The sequence below is a fragment of the Acidobacteriota bacterium genome (assembly GCA_016700075.1).
Classification (GTDB): Bacteria; Acidobacteriota; Blastocatellia; order Pyrinomonadales; family Pyrinomonadaceae; genus OLB17.
The window spans coordinates 2771892-2793926 of record CP065000.1 but is presented as its reverse complement, the minus strand read 5'-3'; the positions used below and the strand labels follow the sequence as shown (position 1 = coordinate 2793926).

Annotated in this window: 19 protein-coding genes; 10 read left to right on the top strand and 9 right to left on the bottom strand. The window is 51.9% G+C overall.

The window, feature by feature from the left end; genetic code table 11:
* Positions 1 to 522 precede the first annotated feature (522 nt).
* Positions 523 to 1083: a hypothetical protein gene (locus IPM50_12675; GenBank protein ID QQS32495.1), complete on the bottom strand. Its 561-nt coding sequence runs from the start codon at positions 1081 to 1083 to the stop codon at positions 523 to 525.
* A gap of 145 nt (positions 1084 to 1228) precedes the next feature.
* Complete coding sequence (locus IPM50_12670) at positions 1229 to 1807, bottom strand: hypothetical protein (GenBank protein QQS32494.1); 579 nt, start codon at positions 1805 to 1807, stop codon at positions 1229 to 1231.
* 669 nt (positions 1808 to 2476) lie between these two features.
* Here IPM50_12670 and IPM50_12665 point away from each other — a divergent pair.
* From IPM50_12665 to IPM50_12655, 3 genes are read left to right on the top strand one after another with little or no spacing between them, the layout of a single operon-like run.
* Positions 2477 to 2989 (top strand): sigma-70 family RNA polymerase sigma factor, encoded by a 513-nt coding sequence (locus tag IPM50_12665; GenBank protein QQS34529.1) that lies wholly within the window; start codon positions 2477 to 2479, stop codon positions 2987 to 2989.
* 11 nt (positions 2990 to 3000) lie between these two features.
* Entirely contained in the window at positions 3001 to 5493 is a 2493-nt protein-coding gene (locus IPM50_12660) for a protein kinase (protein ID QQS32493.1), read from the top strand.
* A gap of 43 nt (positions 5494 to 5536) precedes the next feature.
* Positions 5537 to 6730 carry a molybdopterin molybdotransferase MoeA gene (locus tag IPM50_12655; protein ID QQS32492.1) on the top strand — a complete coding sequence of 398 codons (1194 nt, stop codon included), beginning with the start codon at positions 5537 to 5539 and terminating at the stop codon, positions 6728 to 6730.
* Here IPM50_12655 and IPM50_12650 read toward each other — a convergent pair.
* Entirely contained in the window at positions 6711 to 8015 is a 1305-nt protein-coding gene (locus IPM50_12650) for a DUF2029 domain-containing protein (GenBank protein ID QQS32491.1), read from the bottom strand. The genes IPM50_12655 and IPM50_12650 overlap by 20 nt on opposite strands.
* 138 nt (positions 8016 to 8153) lie before the next feature.
* On the opposite strand from IPM50_12650, the gene moaC reads away from it, so the two are divergent.
* Genes moaC through IPM50_12630 form a run of 4 tightly spaced genes read left to right on the top strand, consistent with a single transcriptional unit; the run spans position 8154 to position 10468 of the window.
* Positions 8154 to 8627 (top strand): cyclic pyranopterin monophosphate synthase MoaC, encoded by a 474-nt coding sequence (gene moaC / locus IPM50_12645; GenBank protein QQS32490.1) that lies wholly within the window; start codon positions 8154 to 8156, stop codon positions 8625 to 8627.
* A 41-nt stretch (positions 8628 to 8668) separates the two neighbouring features.
* Positions 8669 to 9460 carry a M50 family metallopeptidase gene (locus IPM50_12640; protein ID QQS32489.1) on the top strand — a complete coding sequence of 264 codons (792 nt, stop codon included), beginning with the start codon at positions 8669 to 8671 and terminating at the stop codon, positions 9458 to 9460.
* A gap of 1 nt (position 9461) precedes the next feature.
* Positions 9462 to 10220 carry a L,D-transpeptidase family protein gene (locus IPM50_12635; protein ID QQS32488.1) on the top strand — a complete coding sequence of 253 codons (759 nt, stop codon included), beginning with the start codon at positions 9462 to 9464 and terminating at the stop codon, positions 10218 to 10220.
* Positions 10199 to 10468, top strand: coding sequence for a hypothetical protein (locus IPM50_12630; GenBank protein ID QQS32487.1), 270 nt, complete (start codon positions 10199 to 10201; stop codon positions 10466 to 10468). Before IPM50_12635 ends, IPM50_12630 begins: the two co-directional genes overlap by 22 nt.
* Before the next feature lie 7 nt (positions 10469 to 10475).
* Here IPM50_12630 and IPM50_12625 read toward each other — a convergent pair whose 3' ends face one another.
* Positions 10476 to 10985 (bottom strand): PqqD family protein, encoded by a 510-nt coding sequence (locus tag IPM50_12625; protein QQS32486.1) that lies wholly within the window; start codon positions 10983 to 10985, stop codon positions 10476 to 10478.
* A 284-nt stretch (positions 10986 to 11269) separates the two neighbouring features.
* Here IPM50_12625 and uvrA point away from each other — a divergent pair, with 284 nt between their 5' ends.
* A complete protein-coding gene (gene uvrA, locus IPM50_12620; protein QQS34528.1) occupies positions 11270 to 14080 on the top strand; it encodes an excinuclease ABC subunit UvrA in 2811 nt (936 codons plus the stop codon).
* Here uvrA and IPM50_12615 read toward each other — a convergent pair whose 3' ends face one another.
* Together IPM50_12615 and IPM50_12610 are read right to left on the bottom strand one after the other, a co-directional pair.
* The gene (locus IPM50_12615) at positions 14081 to 14605 is read right to left on the bottom strand and encodes a GerMN domain-containing protein (GenBank protein QQS32485.1); all 525 of its coding nucleotides are present in this window, start codon (positions 14603 to 14605) and stop codon (positions 14081 to 14083) included.
* Between the two features lie 15 nt (positions 14606 to 14620).
* Positions 14621 to 14926: a DUF2695 domain-containing protein gene (locus tag IPM50_12610; GenBank protein QQS32484.1), complete on the bottom strand. Its 306-nt coding sequence runs from the start codon at positions 14924 to 14926 to the stop codon at positions 14621 to 14623.
* Positions 14927 to 15072: 146 nt separating this feature from the next.
* Here IPM50_12610 and IPM50_12605 point away from each other — a divergent pair, with 146 nt between their 5' ends.
* A complete protein-coding gene (locus IPM50_12605; GenBank protein QQS32483.1) occupies positions 15073 to 18249 on the top strand; it encodes an NHL repeat-containing protein in 3177 nt (1058 codons plus the stop codon).
* On the opposite strand, the gene IPM50_12600 is transcribed toward IPM50_12605, so the two are convergent.
* From IPM50_12600 to IPM50_12590, 3 genes are read right to left on the bottom strand one after another with little or no spacing between them, the layout of a single operon-like run.
* Positions 18250 to 18966, bottom strand: a complete 717-nt coding sequence (locus IPM50_12600; protein QQS32482.1) for a class I SAM-dependent methyltransferase — start codon at positions 18964 to 18966, stop codon at positions 18250 to 18252.
* The gene (locus IPM50_12595) at positions 18959 to 19912 is read right to left on the bottom strand and encodes a glycosyltransferase family 2 protein (protein ID QQS32481.1); all 954 of its coding nucleotides are present in this window, start codon (positions 19910 to 19912) and stop codon (positions 18959 to 18961) included. The genes IPM50_12600 and IPM50_12595 overlap by 8 nt, the downstream gene beginning before the upstream one ends.
* A gap of 18 nt (positions 19913 to 19930) precedes the next feature.
* Positions 19931 to 21226: a putative DNA binding domain-containing protein gene (locus IPM50_12590; GenBank protein ID QQS32480.1), complete on the bottom strand. Its 1296-nt coding sequence runs from the start codon at positions 21224 to 21226 to the stop codon at positions 19931 to 19933.
* Positions 21227 to 21456: 230 nt separating this feature from the next.
* Between IPM50_12590 and folK the strand changes: the two genes are divergently transcribed.
* Entirely contained in the window at positions 21457 to 22002 is a 546-nt protein-coding gene (gene folK / locus IPM50_12585; GenBank protein ID QQS32479.1) for a 2-amino-4-hydroxy-6-hydroxymethyldihydropteridine diphosphokinase, read from the top strand.
* Positions 22003 to 22035: the final 33 nt, after the last annotated feature.

Genomic DNA, 22035 nt, shown 5'->3' with positions numbered 1-22035 from the left:
AAGACACCTGCGAGGCCAGTACGGAAGTGTCGATAGTTACAGTTGTCGCATTCGTCAATTTGATACTTCGCTTTACATCGAAGGCATTGCAGTAAAAACCCATCGTTAAGATCGGGACGATAGAAAACACCGCCGGATTGAGTTCTGACCTCTTCAATGTTCGCCGGCGACCACGTCCCAGTGAACTTTGGGTCAGCACTACTTTGTCTTTCTATCTCAAGATCTGATTTGTGAAGCATATTCTCTCCCGCATTGACAAATTTTGGGCTTGTTCAAATGTAAATAATGATCCGACCCGCAAGTTTGCCCCGATACTCGGTTCTACCGTCGACAAAAACTTGGCCAGTTCCATTTTCGTTATTAAAGTGGGCCTCGCCGTTGCTGTCTGTGTACTCTGACGATGAGTTGCCCCCAGAGAAAACACCGTCAAACCCCAACACCACTCTTTTTCCACTCGCGGGATTGCCCGAGCTTTGATTGATTACTTTTACCGTTATCATATCGTCTCTAAGATCTCCTATATTATTTTTTTTCGTCTACGCCGAAACAGTAAAGGAGTTTCCCTCCAGCCGTTGTCAAGACATATTCTCCCGGCTCCAACTCGACGCTGGGCGTCGCCGAAAAAGATTTTTCTCCATATTTCGAAGCCGAGAAAGGAATCAGACTGGCCTCGACTGTCGCATTTTTTGCTCTACCGATACTAGTACTAACGCCCTGTCGTTGGAACAGCCGCATCCCCGGCTCATCTATGAACCGAAAGAATTTAATTAGAATTTGAGGGTCTTGTTCCCTAGATTGAACTCGGACGACAAACCGAACCATAGTCCCAGTTTCAAATCGGACAGGAGAGCGTTGTTCTGCAACAAAGTACGATGCCGACACCGCAGAGGAAAATAGTCCTGGTTTTGATTTAGCCGCGTATTTGAGTTGCTGTCTTTCCAGGGGAACTAGATCCGTCCTACCATCTACTATCGCGTAAAAAATATCGACATACTCTGGCTCCGAAACCTTAACCACAGACTGAGCCTGGATGGAAAGGCCGCTTTCGGCTACGCTCAAGATGACCAAGACCACTGTAAACATGGATAATCTTAGTTTTTGTCTACACATACTATTTTTTATTCCAATTCTTGCTAACACCACGAAACCCGATCAGTTAGTTTTAACAGGGGGTCAAGTCCTTGGCTACACAATCCTTACCCGTGATTATGATTCAAAACGTCAAAACCTAATTAATCGATGCCTTTCGAAATTCCTTTATAAACTTCTCTGCCAACTTAATCTCATTCGGTTTCGTCTGGAATCCAATACCGCCGGAAAGGAATTTCATTTGCTTCGCGGTATCAGACCAGGTGATCGTCCGGCCAGCAGAGTTCTCGATATACGCGGTCAACTGTGAACGCGTGGTAGTGTCTTCATTTCCCTTTTCGGAGGTCACGTCCCGGCTTAGCGTGCGATACTCAAGCACAAAGTCGGCTTTATTCGGGTCACCGGTCAACTCAAAAAGTTTTGCTTTCGACAAGACCTTTTCTATATTCTCCCGAGCTTTGCCCACCTCTGCAGAGACATAGACCCGCTTAAGGCCTTTTATTTCTTCAATCTTCCCGTAGTTCGGAAGACTGGAGTCCCGATCGGATGGCCTTCTGACTGACTGACGACCGGCAAATCTCTGCATAACCGCAATCACGGCATCACTTACACCAGCAGATTTTAGGCTAAGTATTCCATTGACAGAAAGATCAAATTTGTTCTCGTTAGCCTGAATAGCGCCTATGACAACCGAATCGCTCACGCCAGATTTGACCATCCTGATAATGTCCGCATTAGTAAGAGTCTCGTTGCTATGCGGTGAGAGACTGCGCCCACAATTGCGGGTTCCTTGGACACAATCGGCATTATTCAAGGCCAACCAGTCAGACGATAGAGCAACCGCGTTAAGGTTAAATAACAACAAAAATGCTACGCAGTATAGGTATTGCATTTTCCGAATTCGCAAAAGGTGAACTAACCGCAATTTGCGATTAATTATAATGTGTACGACCATAAGCAAACTTCTCACTTGCTGACGTTTTGCCTCAAATCACTGCGGCTCTTCAAACAACGCACCGTTCGTGCAGAAAATGTGTCACAATTCTTATTTTTTTTGTCTTGCCTCACCACATGGCTCTCCATACAGAATCTGGCGCCGTTATGGAACTTGAATCGTACAAGTAATCGATAATGATCGTTCTGCGGCTTCAACCTGGGTCCCGAAAAGCCTGTAGCTAAGGCAAATAGTGTGTTCTGGGTCCACCAAATCAGCAGCCCAACTCTTGCAAAAATACTACTTAGGATTTAACATCTCGGAACACGGCGAATCATTAGGTCAAGAAGTTTCAAACCGGAAGCCCTCTTGGGAGTTTAATAAGTAACGCACTCTTTCTGATTTTAGCGTGTCATCAACCGGCGACTTCAGATGCCCGAACGCGAGCACAATTTGGACGAGTCGATACCGCAGAGTTATGCCGATCTGCGGCGGCTGGCGGCGTATTATTTGCGCGGTGAGAGGGCGAATCATACGTTATCGCCGACGGACCTTGTTCACGAGACGTATCTGCGGCTGCAGTCGCAGCATTCCCTCGATTTCGATGATCGCGTACGTTTTTTGAGTGTTGCGACGACGATGATGCGGCGGATATTGGTCAATCACGCTCGTGATAAAAAACGCGCCAAACGCGGTGATGGTGCCGTTCACATCGCACTCGATGATGCCGCTATCTATTCAACGGTCGAGTTCGAGCGAAAACGCGTCGATTATATCGCTCTCGATGATGCCCTCGACAAACTGGCGGCGTTAGACGGGCGGCAGCTGACCATCGTTGAACTGCATTTTTTCGGCGGCATAGCGTTTGACGAGATCGCTGATCTATTGGGCATCTCCCTGAGCACCGTAATGCGGGACTGGCGAATGGCACGCAATTGGTTGTATAAACAGCTTAACCCACAATAGAACCGAGAAGTATGGCCGGCAGCGACGACAAAAAACGATGGGAACGCCTGAAAGCGGTCTTCAACGAGGTCGTCGATCTGCCTGACGACGAACGCGCCGCTGCCCTGTCGCGACTAAGAATAGACCAGCAGACCATTTACGAAGAGCTTTCCGACCTTCTAGCGGTCGATAATGCCGCCGCCGGATTCCTGGACGAACCGAACGCTCCGGACAATGGCCATTCCATCATTGGTGAAACGATCGGCAATTACCGCGTCACACGCGAGCTTGGCCGCGGCGGCATGGGAGCCGTTTTCGAAGCTGAACGCGAGGACGGCGATTTTGACAAACGCGTCGCCATCAAACTGACCGGCCACAACGTCTTTTCCGAGGAACTGGCACGCCGTTTTCGCAACGAAAAACAGATCCTTGCCAAACTCGAACACCCGAATATCGTCCGCCTCTTTGACGGGGGCATCACCGCGGACCGCATCCCCTACTACGTGATGGAATACGTCGAGGGCACGCCGATCACCGCATACTGCCGCGAAAAGGCGTTGACGACACGCGAGCGGTTGCGGCTTTTTGTGCAGGTCCTAGATGCCGTGTCGTACGCACACCGCCGGCTGGTCGTTCACCGCGACCTCAAACCGTCGAACATCCTCGTCACTGACGACGGCACGGTAAAGCTGCTCGATTTCGGCATCGCAAAGGCACTCGACATCGAAGGCGGGACGCAGACCTCGGCACCGATGACGCCCGAATACGCCGCACCCGAACAGATCGCCCGCGCGCCCGTCTCGACCGCGACCGACATTTACAGCCTCGGCATTTTGCTTTTCGAAATGCTCACAGGCTTGCCGCCGACGGCCGTTTACCGTGCGAAAGGCCTCGATGTTTACCGCGCAGTGATCGAGACGGAACCATCGACGCCATCCGCCGCAGTTACGCGGTCGGAACGAGAAGGTTCCGATAAAGATTTCGCACACATCGACCGAATACGCCTTGCAAATGAGCTTCGCGGCGACCTCGACAACATCGTCCTCAAATGCCTAGGCAAAGAGCCCGAAACGCGTTACGCATCGGCGGATCAGCTGCTCGCGGACATCGAGGCATACCTCGCCGGCCGGCCTGTTTCCGTGCATCCGCAATCGCGGTCGTATCGCTTTAAGAAATTCGTCGGCAGGAATCGCCTACCCGTCGCCGCCGCCTCGGCTGCCGTTTTGCTCATACTCAGCGGCCTCGGCATGGCTCTGTATCAATGGTCGGTCGCCCGGCACAATCAGCTCATCGCCGAACAGCGTTTCGAACAGGTCCGCAAGGTCGCCAATTCACTCATATTCGATTACCACGACGAGATCGCCAAACTCGAAGGCTCCACTGCACTTCGCGAACGCCTCGTCACCGACGCCGTCGCCTACCTCGACGCCATCTCGCAAGGCGAAATAACCGACCCCGAACTCCTCAAAGAACTCGGCATCGCATACCGCAAGATCGGTGAGGTTCAGGGAGCGTCGTACCTTCAAAATCTGGGAAAGCTCGATTCCGCCATCGTTAACTATCAGCGGGCATCCGAACTTCAGCAAAAACTTCTTTCAATGTCGCCGGACGACATTGTTCTAAAACGGGAGCTTGCGGAGACGCTGCATTTACTGGGAAACGGATATGCGCGAAGCGGGAATGGCGACAAGGGACTTGAGTCGATCAATGCAGGGATAGATCTTCTCGAAAAGGACGAGGATACTCTCGATATTGATGGGCTTCTTGCATTGAGTGAGCTTCGGCGACAGAGACCCGCATATTTCACAAACAATGTCCGCCGTTATGAGGAATACCTTAACTCCATTGAACTGTTGAAACGGATCATCGCAAAACATCCGGACGATAGGCGATTGCTAGATCAAATGTTAAGGCTACAGAGTTTTGCGGGGAATTCGGCGAAATTCGCAGGGTATGACTTCATTGATGAAGGAAAGCCGGAGCAGGCTCGGCTCTATTTCGAGGCTGCTCTAAAACATTATCTTGATTTCGCATCAAAAGTTGAGCAGACAGTACCTCACATGGACAACAAAACCCTTGGGATAAGGCGGCGGTACGGAGCGGCGATCGCCCTCGGTGACATCTACATTCGACTGGGACAAATGGCAAAGGGGCTAGTTCATATATCCGAAGCTAAGGAATATAACCGACAACTGAGGCTAGACCCTAGCAACCGGGAAGCTCGAATGGACCTGTTGAGAATTGCTCACACTGATCAAGACTACTTCATTAAGACCAGCAAATTGCGGGAAGCCCTAAGTAACATTGAAGAAGCAATTTCGCTTGCACAAGAGCTTTCTGAACTCGACCGATCAAACATCGAACTCACTTACTACCTGCTTCATTTCCACCAAAAGGCAGGCAAGGTGTTAACCAAGCTCAACCAGAAAAAAGCAATACGGGCCCATATGGAAAAGGAAAGTCACTATCGTGCGATCCTACAGGAAAAAGTAGGGCACTATTTTACGGGGAAGGCTTACTTCTGATCACTGCCGTTAAGGGTAAGGTTCCCCGGAAAACATAGAATATATGATCACTATTCCACAAGCCCTCAAGATCGTCGCTCGCGAGGTCACGCCGCTCCGCAGCGAGCGTATCGACATCGCCGATGCGGTCGGGCGTGTGCTGGCGGAGGACATGGTTGCGGATATCGATCTGCCGCCTTTTGACCGTTCGCAGATGGACGGTTATGCGGTTAGGGCGGCGGATACTGCGAATGTTCCGGTCGATCTTGTGATCGTTGGCGAATCGGCGGCTGGCCGCGGTTGGGACGGTAAGCTGAAAAAGGGCGAGGCCGTGAGGATCATGACCGGCGCACGCGTGCCGGTCGGCGCCGATGCGGTTCAGAAGGTGGAAGTGACGAAAGAGTTGGGCGGCGTAGTGACCATATTTGAGACGGTAAAGCGCGGAATGTCGGTCGTGAAACGAGGCTCCGAGGTAAAAAAAGGCCGCCGCCTTTTGCGTGCTGGCGATCTGATCACAACGCACAATATCGCGACACTCGCCTCGTTCGGCTATGCAAAAGTGCGCGTCGCGAAAATGCCGCGTGTCGCCATCCTCTCGACCGGCAGCGAGATCGTCGATATAAATAAAAGACCGAGAAAGGACCAGATCCGCAACTCGAACTCAGTGATGCTCGCCTCGATGACTGCCTCTGCCGGCGGTTTACCAACGATCTTCCCGCACGTCGGCGATACGCTCACGGAGATCACAACCGCCATCCGCCAAGCCGCGAAAAGCACCGACGTTCTCGTTATAACCGGCGGCGTTTCTGTTGGAAAATACGACCTGACCAAAGACGCATTAGCGAGCCTCGGAGCCGAACCATTCTTCGATAAGGTCGCCCTTAAACCCGGCAAGCCGACCGTGTTCGGCCGACTTGGAAAGACGCTGATCTTTGGCCTGCCGGGCAATCCTGTTTCGGCTGCGGTCACATTTCACCTATTTGTGCGGCGTGTGATCCTGGCAATGCAGGGAGCCTGCGAAAAGAGTTGTCCTACGGGCTACGCAATTGCAAAACGGGACGTCCGCGGCACTCGCGACCGCGACGCGTACCTTCCCGCAACGCTCTCCACTGATAAACACGGCCGCCTGATCGTTGACGCCGTAAAAGGCACCGGTTCTTCAGATCTGGTAAGCCTAGGTCAGGCACAGGTGCTTGTATTGATCCCACGCGGCACGGCCCTCAAAGAAGGCGAGCCGGTCAAGATACTGTATCTGTAATCGGCTCATTTGCGAGTATTCCATTTTGAGCAGCTCGAAATATTGCGGCGGCCAAAAGCATCGTCCCGAGCGGCAAAGCTCCCGCCGCGAACATCGCATCCGAGACCGTTTCGCCCAACAGCTCCTGTAATCCAAGCCCCGCGATCGCCGCCGAAGCCGCAACCAAGCCGCGAAACCACTTGTCCCGATTGCCAACAAAATGCCAGACGTAAACCGAAAACACATACGCGGGAAGCAGAACGACGAAATAGTGTTTCTGTGCCGTCGGAGCGAAAAGCGGGATCATCGTGAATGCAAATGCGGCTCCGCCCCATCGGGAATAGAGGTCGTCACTCTTTCGAAACCTGAAAGCGTAATAACCAAGTGTGGCAAGAACCAGCAGTTGGGACGCTTTTGAAAGAAAAGACAATGCCGCAGGCGACAGGTTGACCAGCGTGAAATATATCGGCATGCCGTTCAAGTTCATCGCCGGCTCGTTGCCGAACAATCTGTTCAAAACAGCTGTGACCGATGTGTTTATCGAGCCAGGAACATGCGAAGCCGTTAGAGAATCGCTCAGGACGATGTTGTTCAGCCAATACGCAACGTAGTCCAAATTCACGCCGAAGCCGACAACGAGGCTCGGGATCAAGACTGCCCCCAAAAGGACCCCCGCAAAGAGACCCGCTTTTGTCTTTAGGCCTTCTTTGATGAACAGCCAGAACATGAATGGCACCGCCGTGACCTTGACGATACCCGCAAGCCCTGCCCATATTCCCTGTAATATCCCATGTTCCCGGCGGCCGTATTTGAGCGCCAAGACCAGCATCGCGAGGATGAGTATGTTGACCTGTCCGTATGAAAGGTTGTGAAGCAGATAGCGGAGCGTTAACAGAATGGGGATGCCCATCATCACCCATCGCTCAACAGTTGTCAGGTCAAAGAACCGGTGTCCGGTCATCGCCTCGTAAAATGTCTTTACGGACCAAAAGACCAGCAGAACATTGATAAGCGTCCACAAGACAATGGAGATATTTATCGGCAGAAACGTGAACGGAACGAACAGTATCGCAAGCAGCGGAAGGTACAGATAATACGATCCGCCCTGCTCAGCAGGTATCTGCGTGGTAGCGTAGATGTTTCCGCCATTCAATATGACCTCGGCGGCGTGCAGGTAAACCGATGTGTCGCCTTTCGCCAGCGGGCTTCGGATCATCTTGCTGCTCGAACTGACGACCACGATCAGCGTCGCCGCGACCGCAAGTACCCGAAAGATCGTGATGTATTTAAGGAAAAACTTCTTCAAATCCGTCCTTTGCTAAATAGGCCTCACCAAAATAAAGCGGTTGCTGTTCGAAACATCTGCGTCTTGGCTATAGTATGTTAGGTATCGCATTTGTCTGAAATTGAGCGCACGGCGCTTTATTGGGAGAATGATCATCATATGTCCGAACTTTCGCATTTTGATGAGGCCGGAAAGATAAAGATGGTGGACGTATCGGCCAAAGAATGGACCGTTCGCCGAGCCGTTGCCTCCGGCAGAGTGCTCCTTTCGCAGGAAACCATCGCTAAGCTGCGGGATAGATCGAACCCAAAAGGCGAGCCGATAGAAATTGCTCGAATAGCCGGCATCATGGCAGCGAAGAGGACCTCTGACCTGATACCGCTTTGCCATCAGATCGCTCTTTCCAAGGTCAATATCGACGCCGAATTCACGGATCGAGGCATCGAACTCCGCGGCGAAGCCATCACAAATGCACAGACCGGCGTCGAAATGGAAGCCTTGACCGCAGTTTCGGTCGCCGCTTTGACCATCTACGATATGTGCAAGGCTGTGCAGAAAGATATTGTCATCACGGACATTCGGCTTGAGTCAAAGACCGGCGGAAAAGAGGACTATGAACGAACTTTGCGTTAAACTGGTTCGTAGATCATAGGCAGGAAAAAAGGGGGGAATTTATGCTGACAAAATATCAGGTCGCCCGCGACGCAGAGCCTCAGGTCTCATTGCTTTTGTTCGCCATCGCAGCGAGCATCGGTCTTTGGATACTGTCTATGTTCCTGCCTTTCGTGAACTACTTTCTGTATCCGCTTCAGCTGTTTGCGACATTCGTTCATGAGGGCGGACACGTTTTGGCGACGCTCGTAACCGGCAACTCGGTGCAAAGCATGACAGTAGCTCCGGACGCTAGCGGAGCTGTCTTTTCGCAGGCGACGGGCTGGGTTGCACCTCTTTTCATATCGAGTGCGGGATATCTCGGCACCACGATCTTCGGCGCCGGGCTACTCGCTTGGTTGCGTTACGGCTTCAACTCGCGGATAGCTCTTTACGGTTCTGCCGGATTCGTCGCGGTCCTGACAGTGCTTTTCGGTTTGTTCGCCCCGATCTTCAGCTTTTTTGCGACCGTCACCGTCGGCGGCGTGTTTTTTACGCTTATTTCCGGAGCCTTTTTGGCCGCAGCACTGTTTTTGATCGCGAAATTCGCTGCGCCGAAATGGGCAAATTTCGCTCTTGCGTTCCTTGCTGTGCAGTGTCTTTTGAACGCTATGTTCAGCATCGTGGATCTGTTCTTTATCGCGTCATTCACGGATACTCATTCCGACGCGGCAAATATGGCAGCAGCGACGGGCATTCCGGCAGTGGTATGGGCGGTTCTTTGGTTCGGCATTTCGGCGGCGATCATTTTTGTCGGTATCCGCATCTATGCGGTCAAGAAAGGAAAATCACCCGACCTGCTGTTCAACGATTGACATGAGAGTTTTTGCAACTTCGTTTCTTTTTCTGCTGCTTTCTGCAACGGTCTTCGGCCAGACCAAATCTCCGACGCCGTCGCCCGTCAAGGTCCCGTTCCCGGAAGCTCGGCAGGCTGTCGTCGTAACCTCGAAAAAGTGGGACTCCACATCAGGCACGGCAGCTCTTTTCGAACGTGCAAGTGCAAAAGCAGGCTGGAAACGTGTCGGCGATAAATTCCCTGTCCTTTTGGGACGCAGCGGAATGGCGTGGGCACAGGACTCGGCTCCGGAAAAAGTTTCCGAGTTCAAAAAAGAGGGTGATGGCAGATCACCCGCAGGACTTTTCCCGGTTACGTTTGCCTTTGGAACCGCATCGAAGCCGGAGCAATTAGCCTTTCCCTATATCAAGGTCGTTCGCGACACTGAATGTGTTGACGACCCGCGTTCAAGCCACTACAACAAGATCGTAGAAAGAATGAAGGTCGGCAATTGCGATTGGAAGTCGTCGGAAAAGATGCTCGAATACGTTGAGGAATATGGGCTTGGGGCTTTTGTTGCGTACAACACGTATCCCGTAGTTGCAGGCAATGGTTCTTGCATCTTTCTGCACGTATGGAAAGATGCCGCAACGCCTACCAGCGGATGCACCTCGATGGAGCGCCGAAATGTCGAACGGGTCGTTTCGTGGCTCGACAATGAAAAGAATCCCTATTTGGTTCAGTTACCGGAATCCGAATTTAAGCGTTACAGAAAGGCGTGGAACCTGCCGAAACTTTAAGACTAAGCGATCTGCCGCTCGGGGGGCGCCTTCTCGTTCGAGCGAAGACCGAGTGGCGGAATGCCGCGATCTCACGAATCGGCGATGAGCGTGTTTCGATCAGCGTAGAAAGCCGACGAGGCAGGACATACAAAATATTTCGCCACCCCGATACCGAGGTGGCGAAAACGCGAACCCTTTTTTATTTGATCTGCGGTGAGCTGCCCGATTGGCGCACTAATTTCCTTACGCCTGATCCGCGTTGGTGACTTCCCTTTATGGCAGACACGCACCGCCGCCCGGCTTACATTCGTTGATACCGCCGCCCACGTTTTTGCAGCAGTTGCTGCAGCACTGCGAGCTTGCAGTACAAGTCCCGTTATTAGCGATACAGGACTGAGCACTGGCCGCGGGCGGAGCCACAAGGGAGGCAACCATAGGCAATGCCACCGCCGATGCCAAGCCGACCCTGCGAATCGCCTCGCGACGAGACACGGATGTAAGTGCCGCCGGAATCTGACCAGCGGAATCAACAAGCTCTGCTTTTTCAAGCTGATCCAATGCAAGCCAAACCATTTCGTCCGGCACTTCAGACCTCAATCTTTCGGTCAATATTCTTGCAATTGCCTCAGTATCATTTTGGCCATTGCAATTTCGCCAGACGATCGACGAGACCGTATTCAAACAGTAGGCCCGGTGTGACCCGATATCATAGATCAAGGTCTCATCATTGATCTCTTGAACCACCTTATTCTCATTAATTGCCCTTGGGGCTTTTCTGCGCATAAGTACACAACTCCCTTTTAAATCAACAGGATAAAATAAACAACAGGATTTAGTATTGGATATCGCGGCCGATCGGGGATGCCGACGGGGAGGGCAGCTCTATCTAGAAGCTAGCATTTGCAAGCGAAATGACCACAAAAGCCGATTCAGGCCAATGTCAGTAACTAAATTATTGATTTTCTTATGACTTAGGTCAAGCATACCAAGTAGAAATGCGGGATATTTTAACCATCAGCACCGTCGTGTTATCATTTGGGTTTCTCCGTGTGAGGAAGCAGATCACTATGCGGCCTGCAAAGAAACTTGCATCAATGAAGGTTCGCGGTGCCCGCGTTCACAATCTCAAGAACATCAGCGTTTCCATTCCTTTCAACAGCTTAACGGTTGTTACTGGCGTTTCCGGCTCGGGAAAATCCAGCCTTGCCTTTGACACCGTCTATGCCGAAGGCCAACGCCGATACGTCGAATCTCTGTCAGCCTATGCACGCCAGTTTCTGGAACGGATGGATAAGCCGGATGTGGACGAGATAACCGGCCTCGCACCGGCGATCGCAATACGGCAAAAGAACTCCACGCGTAATCCGCGTTCGACGGTTGCCACGCAGACGGAGATCTACGATTACCTACGTCTGCTTTATTCGCGTGCCGGCACGACGATCTGTTATCAGTGCGGTCAGGAAGTGAAGAAGGATTCACCTGAATCAGCCGGAGAAGACACGCTTACGAAGCTCGAAGACGGCACGCGTTTTTATGTGCTCTTTTCGGTCCACACCATTGAGCACTCGGCAAAACCGCGATCAAAGAAAAGTACGACAGGCCTCAGCGTTAAGGCCGCTCTCATCTCGCTATTGCAGCAGGGGTTTTCGCGGCTTTACCGCAATGGCGAGACGATCGAGCTTACGAAACCTGAGGATTACGCGTTCAATGATCTCAACGAAACGTACGTCCTGGTCGACCGGCTAAAGTCATCGCCGGACATTCGTCAAAGTCTTGTCGATTCTCTCGAGATGTGCTTTCGCGAAGGCCATGAGGCAGTGATCATCACGGCAGACGGCGGCAGTCGGTTGCGCTTCTCCGACCGTTTTCTGTGTAAGAACGACGGGACACAATACGATGAGCCCGATCCGCAGTTATTCAGTTTCAATTCGCCTTATGGTGCGTGTCCGACGTGTCAGGGATTCGGCAACACCATCGGCGTTGATTATGGCCTCGTCATTCCCGATCGGCTCAAATCGATCAATGAAGGTGCCATTGAGCCATTTACTCGTCCGCAACACAGTTGGGCACAGAAAGAACTTCTGAAATATGCAGCATCCGTCGGCATCGACACGAAAGCTGCGTTCGCGGATCTGCCGGAATTTCATCAGCGTTGGATAATCGACGGCGAAGACGGCTGGCGCGGTGTGAAAGGGTTCTTTGAATGGCTGGAGACCAAGAAATACAAACTCCACGTTCGCGTATTTCTTGCAAAATATCGCGGCTATACAAAATGCCCCGACTGCGGCGGATCGCGCCTTCGTCGCGAAGCACGTGATGTCAAGGTCGGCGGCCGTTCCCTATCCGATATTTTGGATATGTCGATCACCGATGCGGCGGCATTCTTTGACAGCCTGGAGTTTGATGCGGAAAGGGCAAAGATCGCCGAAAAGCTGCTTCTCGAAATACGCCGCCGCTTGAAATTCCTGGTAGATGTCGGACTCGACTATCTTACGCTAAGCCGTTTGGCATCAACGCTTTCCGGCGGTGAAGCACAGAGAATTCAACTTGCAACGAACCTCGGCTCATTGCTTGTCGGGACGCTATACGTTCTCGACGAGCCGAGCATCGGTCTTCACCCGCGTGATAATACGAGGTTGATCCGCATTTTGGAAGGCCTGCGCGACATCGGAAATACCCTGCTAGTAGTCGAACACGACATCGATACGATGAACGCCGCGGACCACCTAATCGACATCGGCCCGTTGGCGGGTGAAATCGGCGGCACAGTGGTTTTCGAAGGCAGCAAAGCGGAATTATTGAAATCGCCTGATTCTTTGACCGGCAAATACCTCCGAGGCGAGATGAGCGTCAAAGTACCCCAATCGCGGCGAAAGCCCGGCAAAGATAAGATCCGCATAACCGGCGCCCGAGAGCATAACCTGAAAGGCGTCGATGTCGATATTCCGCTCGGGCTTTTGACATGCATTACCGGAGTTTCGGGCTCCGGCAAATCGACCCTTGTCCACGACATTTTGTATGCCGGGCTGAAAAAACAGCGCGGCGATTGGACCGGCCATGTGGGGCTTTTCAAAGAGATAACGGGCGGCGACCCCATCGACGATATCGTGCTAGTCGATCAATCGCCTATCGGCAGGACGCCGCGCTCAAATCCCGTAACTTACGTGAAAGCCTATGATGTGATCCGCGAGATCTTTTCAGGCACACAGGGAGCAAAGGCAAAAGGTTTTACGGCGTCGCACTTTTCTTTCAATGTACCCGGCGGACGCTGTGAAGTGTGTCAGGGCAGCGGCACAGTGACGGTCGAAATGCAGTTCCTTGCCGACGTCGAGCTAACGTGCGATGACTGCCGCGGCACACGTTTTCGCGAAGACATCCTTAACGTAAGATTCAAAGGAAAGAACATTGCGGAAGCTCTGGATCTGACGGTCCGTGAAGCCATCGTCTTTTTTAAGGATTCGAAAAAACTGCAGTCGCGTCTGAAATTGCTCGATGCGGTCGGACTTGGCTACCTGCGTCTCGGCCAGTCGGCGACCACGCTCTCGGGCGGCGAGGCACAGCGTGTGAAACTCGCGTCGCATATGGCGCAGACCGGAAAGGCGAATACGCTTTTCATCTTTGATGAGCCGACGACAGGACTGCACTTCGACGATATCAACAAGCTGCTTTCGGCGTTTCGAGCATTGCTCGATAACGGGGCAAGTCTCATCGTCATCGAGCACAATTTGGACGTAATAAAGACGGCCGATTGGGTCATCGACCTTGGCCCGGAAGGCGGTGTAGGCGGCGGTGAGCTCGTAGCTATCGGGCCGCCGGAAAAGATCGCAAGAGAGCCCGCGTCTCATACGGGACGCTTTCTCAAAGAAGTTCTAAATTGATTAGCGAAAATTAGCTTTCGAGCAAAGCCGTTTTCCATGCGGACATTCGCCGACCTGTACCCATTCGTAAAATCCCTCAGTGTCTCCTTCGACAGCATAGACAACTTTACGGATCGACGGAAACTGCTTCAATGTCTTCTCGATACTCGTGAAAAAGCCGCTGCCGCAACTGGTGGTCGCATTGCCGAGCTTTTCGTAAACGACATCGTCAAAGTTCACGAACGCGACGCGGTTCTTGATGTTCAGCCCCTTCAAAATGCCTGAAGTGCTTTCCGGTTCGAACGAAACGAATCCTTTCGCTTTTTCGTCGGCATTTACGCCTTTGAAAAGTTCGAGCAGTGCCGCACGGGCAATGCCGGCAGTCTTAGGAATTTCCCTGACCGTTGGCTTGACCGCCGTGCAGTCCTCGATATTCGGATCGTCTTTCTCATTCAGAAAAAACACCTTTATCTTTGTCGTGCCAGCTGATTGCCCAAAAGCCGAAACTGTAAGAGCGAGAAAAAGCAAAGTGGTCAGTATTCTCATAAATGGTTTGTCTCCTCAATCATCGCCAAACTTTCTTCGCCAAACAGGGGCGATCTGTTCCATTACCTTGCAGTCGCAATAACCTCCATTGTTGTTCAGCCAACTTGTTACTTTACCGAAATCGAGCCCGTTGTCCATCATGAACCGCATCGAATACTGCAGGCTGTGATTGCACTCGTTCTCGTACAGTTCATCTTCCACGAAATCGAGTAAGTAACCTATCGTCGCCTGACCTGCGGGAAGGCTTTCGAGAAACGTCCGCAGTTCCTCCGTGGTCATCTGTTCGAGATTCTCGATCTCGCGTTTTTTCAGTATCGGCATTGGTTCCCATTGTATTTCGTCCACGCAAATTCGTGAAATCCCGCGAACGCGCCAAGAGCATCAAGGCATATCGATTATCGGAAAAGGCTTTGAATTTGGTATCTTCTTTGGAGTAACTGAAAAACTTAGGCAATTCCACCGAATACGTGCTTGCGATAATTTATCTGATATTGTTCATCGTCCTCGGCGACCTCATTTGCCGCCGACTGCTTCCTTTTGTATCGATACCGCAGCGTCTCGCAACGGCGGTCCTGAGCGGAATGCTGATAGCTGCGTGGGGCACCTATATTTCAGCATGGCTCTTCTCTTCCACAAATTCGCCGATGCTTTGGGGCAATCTACTCTTTGCGGGCATTGCCTTGGCCGGGATTGCTTTTTTGCTGAATCACGAATACAACGCTCCCAAAGTCTCAGAAGAGAACATTTCCCTTCACGACGATAAATGGGACTGGGTAATATTAGGCGTTTTTCTGATCGTCGTTACCTGGCTCGTTTTCATTACGTTCAGCTTTGGTGAAGGAAAGCTGAAGATCGCTCATCACCAATGGAGCGATTTCGGTTCAAATATCTCGATAATGCAGGGTTTTGCCCTAGGGCATAATTTCCCGACCGAATATCCGCATTTCTCGGGTGACCGCATACGTTATCACTTCCTGTTCTATTTCCTTGCCGGCAATTTGGAATACCTTGGCCTCAATCCGGCACTATCGAACAATATTCTGAGCATTTTGTCTTGGGTTTCGATGCTTGCGTTAATAATGGCGTTCGGCAGCATCGTCTTCTCATCAAAGGCCGTCGGCAGGATCGCCGCGGGATTGTTTTTCTTTCATGGTTCGTGGTCTATCATCACGTTCTTGACCTCAAAAGAAACTTTTTGGGATGCTCTGTCCGCAATACCGGCGATGCGTGATTTCCTTAATTCAGGCTTTCCTTACCGTGGCGAGGCTTGGGGTGTTTGGTCACAGGTCGTTTATGTGAATCAACGGCATCTGACGAGTTCGATCGGTTTGCTGCTTATCGTTTTGTGTTTTCTCGCGATCCGCTACAAGGATAGTTTGAAAAAGCCGGTATTAACTGACGCAGAAGCAGATAATGTACAAAATGGCGACGGCGCTCTGACCGACGGATCTATTGAAACTGCCCCATCAGAAATTGCCGACGACCTGAACCCGGAGCGAGAGCCTGTTGATACAGCCGAAAAAGACGAAACAGGCCTTAACAAATTCTTTGTCGAATTATCCAATGACCAAGACGAAAATGCTCCCGAATATCTTTCCAAGGAAGGTGCCGATCCCGGCGACAAAGATCCGATAGCCGACGAAGAGTCTGCTTCAGACACCAAGGATATGCCACCGGTTCAACAGACACCGTTCGATTGGCGGGCCCTTGCCATCACACTGCCGCCGTACATATTTTGCGGGTTGATATTGGGCCTTAGCCCTATGTGGAATTCGGCTGTGTTCGTATCGGCTTTCGTCATCTTGGCGGTCTGTTTTTTTGTATTTTCGCACCGGCTTCAATTGCTGGTCATGGCGGTTGTCACAGGCATTTTTTCACTGCCGCAAGTGCTTTTCCTCAAAGGCGGTGACCTGCCTGACACCGGCGTCAGGCTGTTCAATTTCGGCTACACCTTGGTGCCGCCGACATATTGGGCCGCGGTCGAATACATGGCGTACACGTTCGCCCTCAAATGGCCGTTGATAATTCTTGGCTTGATAGTTGCGACGTGGTTCCAGAGAAAGATCTTTTTAGCCGTATTGCCGCTTGTCTTCATAACGTTCTTTCTGCAGTTCAGCGCCGAGGCACTCACCAACCACAAATTCCTTAATGTTTGGCTGATCTTCGCAAATATGTTCGCGGCTTCCGGCATCGTGTTTTTATGGCGCTTGAGGAACAAGGCTGCCGCCGTGGCCGGACGAGCCTTCGCTCTGATACTTTGTACGGTAATTGTTTTTGGCGGCGTTGCCGATGCTTTCCCGATAAAGAACAGCTTTTGGATGTTCCTTCCCTACAAGGACGATCCACTGGTCGAATGGGTCAAGGAAAATACAGATCCGCGTTCCAGATTTTTGAGCTTCCGATACGTCAATCACGGAATTCTCGTCGCCGGGCGACGATTGTTCCATGGCCATCCGTACTATTCATGGGGTGCGGGCTATCCGGTCGGTGAACGCGACACGGTTTACAAGAAGATGTTTAGCGAACGCGATCCGCGTACTTTGTACCAACTGCTTCGCGACCATCAGATCGATTATGTCGCAATTGATGACCAGCTTCGCCGCAGCGATTTCACTCCTAATTTGAATGAGGCGACCTTTACGATAATGTTCAAGGCCGTATATAACGACGTCGAGAACAAGTATGGCAAACTGACCATTTTCGAGGTTCCTAAAGATGCATCACAGGTCAATTTCAGCTTGGCTGCCAGCTCTGCAAACCCGAAAGGATCAGAGCCAATGCCTCCGGCCGCAAATGCCTTTGCCGGCGGTGAAGGCCGCGGCGGCGGGCAATTCATTCGGCCGCGCGGTATGACCGTTGACGCTGCCGGGAATATTTATGTGGCCGATACCGGAAATTCACGAATTCAGAAATTCGACGCTAAAGGCAATTTCCTGCTAGACCTTGGCGATGCGGGCGACGAACCGGGACGCCTGCGCGAACCGAACGGTGTCGCCGTCGACGCAAAAGGCAATATCTTCACCGCTGACGCCGCACGCAATAAGCTGCTGAGGTTCAACGCAAAGGGGGAATTTGAAAAAGAATGGAGCGGGCCGCCCGAGATGGATTTTTATGGTCCGCGAGATATCGCAATAGCGGCAAACGGCAGCCTGTATATTGTCGATCAAGGCAGAACTCGAATCGTTCGATTTGATCCTGAGAAGGAGACCTTTTCCCAATGGGGCACCCGCGGCGACGGTGAAGGACAGTTCGTGGAGTCCACAGGTATAGCGGTCGGAGCCGGCAATATATTCGTCGCGGACAACGGCAATGGAAGGATCCAGGTATTTGACCTCGATGGAAAGTTCATCCGCCAATGGGAAGTGCCGGCATGGGAAAAATTCGTGTGGAACTTCCCCGACATTGCTGTTGATGAAAAGAGAAAACTGCTCTATGTTTCAAACGGTTGGAAGGATCAAGTATTCATTTATGACTTTGATGGGAATCTGGCCGCGGGAGCGGTGTCTGTCGCATCAGGGGGACAGTTAAAGAATCCGACATCGCTGGCATTCCTGCCGGAAAAAGTGGGCGGCAATCTGATAGTACTGAATACCGGCGGAGCAAACTTGTCCGTAGTTGCGGCGGCGGCATCACCGCAAAGGTAGTTAGCTCTTATACTCCCGGCATCTGACGAGATCCGGATGGCGGCATTCGAAGTATTGATAGATCGACAATCCCGCAGCGATCCCGAACACCTTTCGCTTTACATCAGAAAAGAAATAGCGGAGCACCTCTTCGATCTCGGCAGCAGTGTTCACGTGTTCGTGCCGCATCAGCACCTCGTAATCTAGTCCGTAACGCTTTTTGAATTCAGCTCCCGTGGTCAGCGTATAACCCAGTTTCCACAATATAGTTCCTTCGCTCGGTATCGCGACACGCAGCGAACCGCCACCGTCAAGCAGCAGGCCACACCGGGCAACCACGGACGGCAGTTCCGCGATGTGTTCAAAGGTCGCTATCGAAACGATTCGGCCGTATTTCGTTTCCTCCGGGATCTCGCCAATATCGTTGTAAAACTTTCGAACTCGTGACCGCAACGGTGACGACTCATATAAATGACGAAACGGCTCAACTACGTCGTAAATGTCGGTGTTCGGTTCATGTTCCAGGTGGTTGAGCGTTCCGGCGCCGACCTCAAGGGTCGCGGGCACAGGCTCTGCCTTTGTGTCTGCGGAAACGCATCGGTGCATCCACCGCTCTAGTTTCTGTGCAAGGCCGGCGGCATTCGATCTGCCTTCGCGATTCTCTTTGTAATGTGCGTCGTAGATCTCCTGATATTCCGGAGGCAGAGGTGGACGTTTCTTGGGGAAATTCTCAAACATTCTTGTCTTCTATTGTCCTATCTATCGATCTCGCGATCACATATCGCGGCCGGTGTTTGATTTCGTCGTAGATCCGGGCGAGATAAATACCTATTATCCCGAGGCTGATCATCAGTAGGCTGCCGATCACCAGCAGTAAAAGAATTACTGTCGCAAAGCCGCTCACGGAACGGCCGGTCACCTGCAGCACGATGGTGTAAACGGCAAAGATGATGGAAAACGCCAGAAAAACAAGGCCGGCGAAGGTTACCAACTGAAGCGGCAAAGACGAGAATCCTGATATACCGTCAACAGCAAGCCTCACTCTTCGGAGCACCGACCAGCTCGAGGCTCCTGCTTTTCTCTCACCCACCTCAAACGGAACTTGAGCCCGCTCGAAACCGAGCCATGCCGTCATCCCGCGAAAAAAGACAGCCCGTTCATCCATCGCCAGATAGGCATCGACCGCCTTGCGGCTGAGTAGTTTGAAATCGGACGCGCCCCGCATCTCAAACCCCGAAAGTTTGTTCCAAAGCCGATAGAAAAGACCTGCGGAAATACGGCTGAACAGCGATTCCTTTCCGCGGTCCACCTTCGTCGCCTCTACGATGTCGACTCCGCCCTCGCGGAACACACGCAGCATCTCAGCAATCAATTCGGGCGGATGCTGGCCGTCTCCGTCCATCACGATCACGATATCGCCTTGAGCAGCTTCAAGACCGGCTGTTAACGCAAGCTCCTTGCCGAAATTTCTGCTTAGACGAAATGCCCTCAGCTCGGCGATCTCATTGCCGCATTCGGTCAGTACCTTCCACGTTTCGTCGGGCGAGCCGTCATCGATCACAATGATCTCACAATCGTCGGCCGCTGAGACTAAAGCATTCCGGACCTTTTTCAATACGTCCGCAATGTTCCCGGCTTCGCGGTAGCACGGCATAACGACGGATACTTTGGCGTCATTTGGCATTAATAGGGTCAATAAGGTTCAGGCAGCAAATATCTTCAGCTTGAACTCATCGTTAGCAATATAAACTTCTGGACGTCGGCCTGAGAAACGGCTGGATTGTCTCAGGATCATCGGGATACCGCCCTGCGGTGCATGGATGCCGTATTCCCGGCGTTTGAAGATCGCGGTCATCTGCGGATTTATTCTGCGACTGATGCCGTATCTGACCGCACGGCCTTCGGGAAGCGTAAAGCCGCTAGTCCGCCGCGGATTAATGAACTCTATGGAATTATCATAAATGTTCACCCGCGTTCTGATCTCTCGTAAGGCAAGGTCGCGATGTGTCAACGCATTGATCACACCCTCAGAAACTGAATAGTAATGGTACGTTCCGCGCGGCTTCGCGACGGGATCTGACACAAGCGAGAGCTTACGTTTCGGCTTTTCTTTCGCCAGATCGGCGTATCGGCCGACGAAATTCATTATCGCTTCGTACTGTGAAAGGAGATTTCCCTTTATTTCAAACGCTTCAATCAACTGGGCTGTGCCGTTGTCGCCGGAAAACCTCGCCACCGTAACATTTGACCGCGGCAGCAATTCGGTAACCCGCTCGTTTTTTACGAAAAGCATTACTGCAGCAACAGTCGGGAAAAATTCGTCGGTTCCGCCGATGGCGAGCATCAGATCCTTTCTTAGAAAATCACTGGTCTGATACAGGTTGATATTAGGCGCGGATTCGTCATATGCCGAAGCAAAGCTCCACAACAAGGAATCGTCGAAATCGGCCTCAGTCACGGTTTGCAGCGGGATGTCCTCAAACGAAAGCGGTCGGACCTCATCGAGCCATGCAGAAAGTTCATCGCGTGCCACCTCACGTTTTTCGGCACCGAAACGCATATAGAACCGCCCGTCACGCGTACGGTAAGGCCGGCGTTTGCCTATAACATCAAGCGCCACGATCCTTTTTCCGCTGTCGAAAGCTATTGTCTCGATCACCGGAACAAGCGGCGGCACGATATCTTCGCGGCAAATGCGTGCGAGTTCCTGCTGCACCCACTCGGGATTTCCAACACCCTCAATACGGAGCTGATCGCTCACACCGAAGATTATGGTGCCGCCGTCAGTATTGGCAAGAGCGACGATCCCCTGCGCAATACGCTCGCTATTGGAAAGCTTTACTTTGAGCTCAAGATGGGTATCTTCGCCGCCTCGGATCAAACGCAGTAGCTCTGTTCGGGTTGTCTGCTGAGCAGGCTGATCGAGAAGATATTCCGAAAACGAATGACCTTGAGGAGAATCGGGACGCTGACTGTATCGGAATTTTTTTCTTGCCATGGCCGTCCGAAAATAGGTTGGATCTCAACTCGAACCGCCGGGCATATTGTAAGCAATGGTTGAATTTCGGAAGATGGCCGTGCGGTCATCTACATTGAAGCACGCCGCGATAAAAAACACAAAACTTAACGGGGCTACTGTTATTCGGCCGTGAGCGCCTTGAAATTTCCGGTAACTATGCGTAAATTTATGCAATCTGACCGTCAGCACGGTACGACACCTCATTCAGCGTGAATCTCTTCGGCACAAGCAGTGAAACCGTTTTCATCGGACTCGGGTCGAACCTCGGCGACCGGGCGGGTAATCTGCTCCTTGCCGTTCGGGGACTGATCGAGGCCAGCTTCGAAATTCGGCAGATTTCCGCCGTGTATGAAACGGAGCCGGTTGGTATGGAATCGGACAAGCCTTTTCTGAATATGGTCGCCGAGTGTATGGTAAGCGGCGTCTCCCCGACGCAGGCGATGGCACGGCTTCTGCGGATCGAATATATGCTCGGAAGGACCTATAAGGGTGAGAAAAAGCCCCGAACGGTTGACCTGGATATATTGTTCTTTGGCGATGTCAAAATGGAGACCGAATTTCTGACGCTGCCGCATCCGAGGCTGCATCTGCGGAGATTTGTGCTTGAACCTCTTGTTGAGTTGGCCCCGACGCTTGTTCATCCGGTCCTTGGCACTGAGATCGCAGACATCCTAAGGGAATTGAACGACAAGAGCAGCGTCATTCGCTGGGAACCGGGGCGTTCGGTGTCCGCGGAACAGGCGGCGAATGGCTAGACTTGGCTTTGCCAAAGGAATAGACTCAAAGGC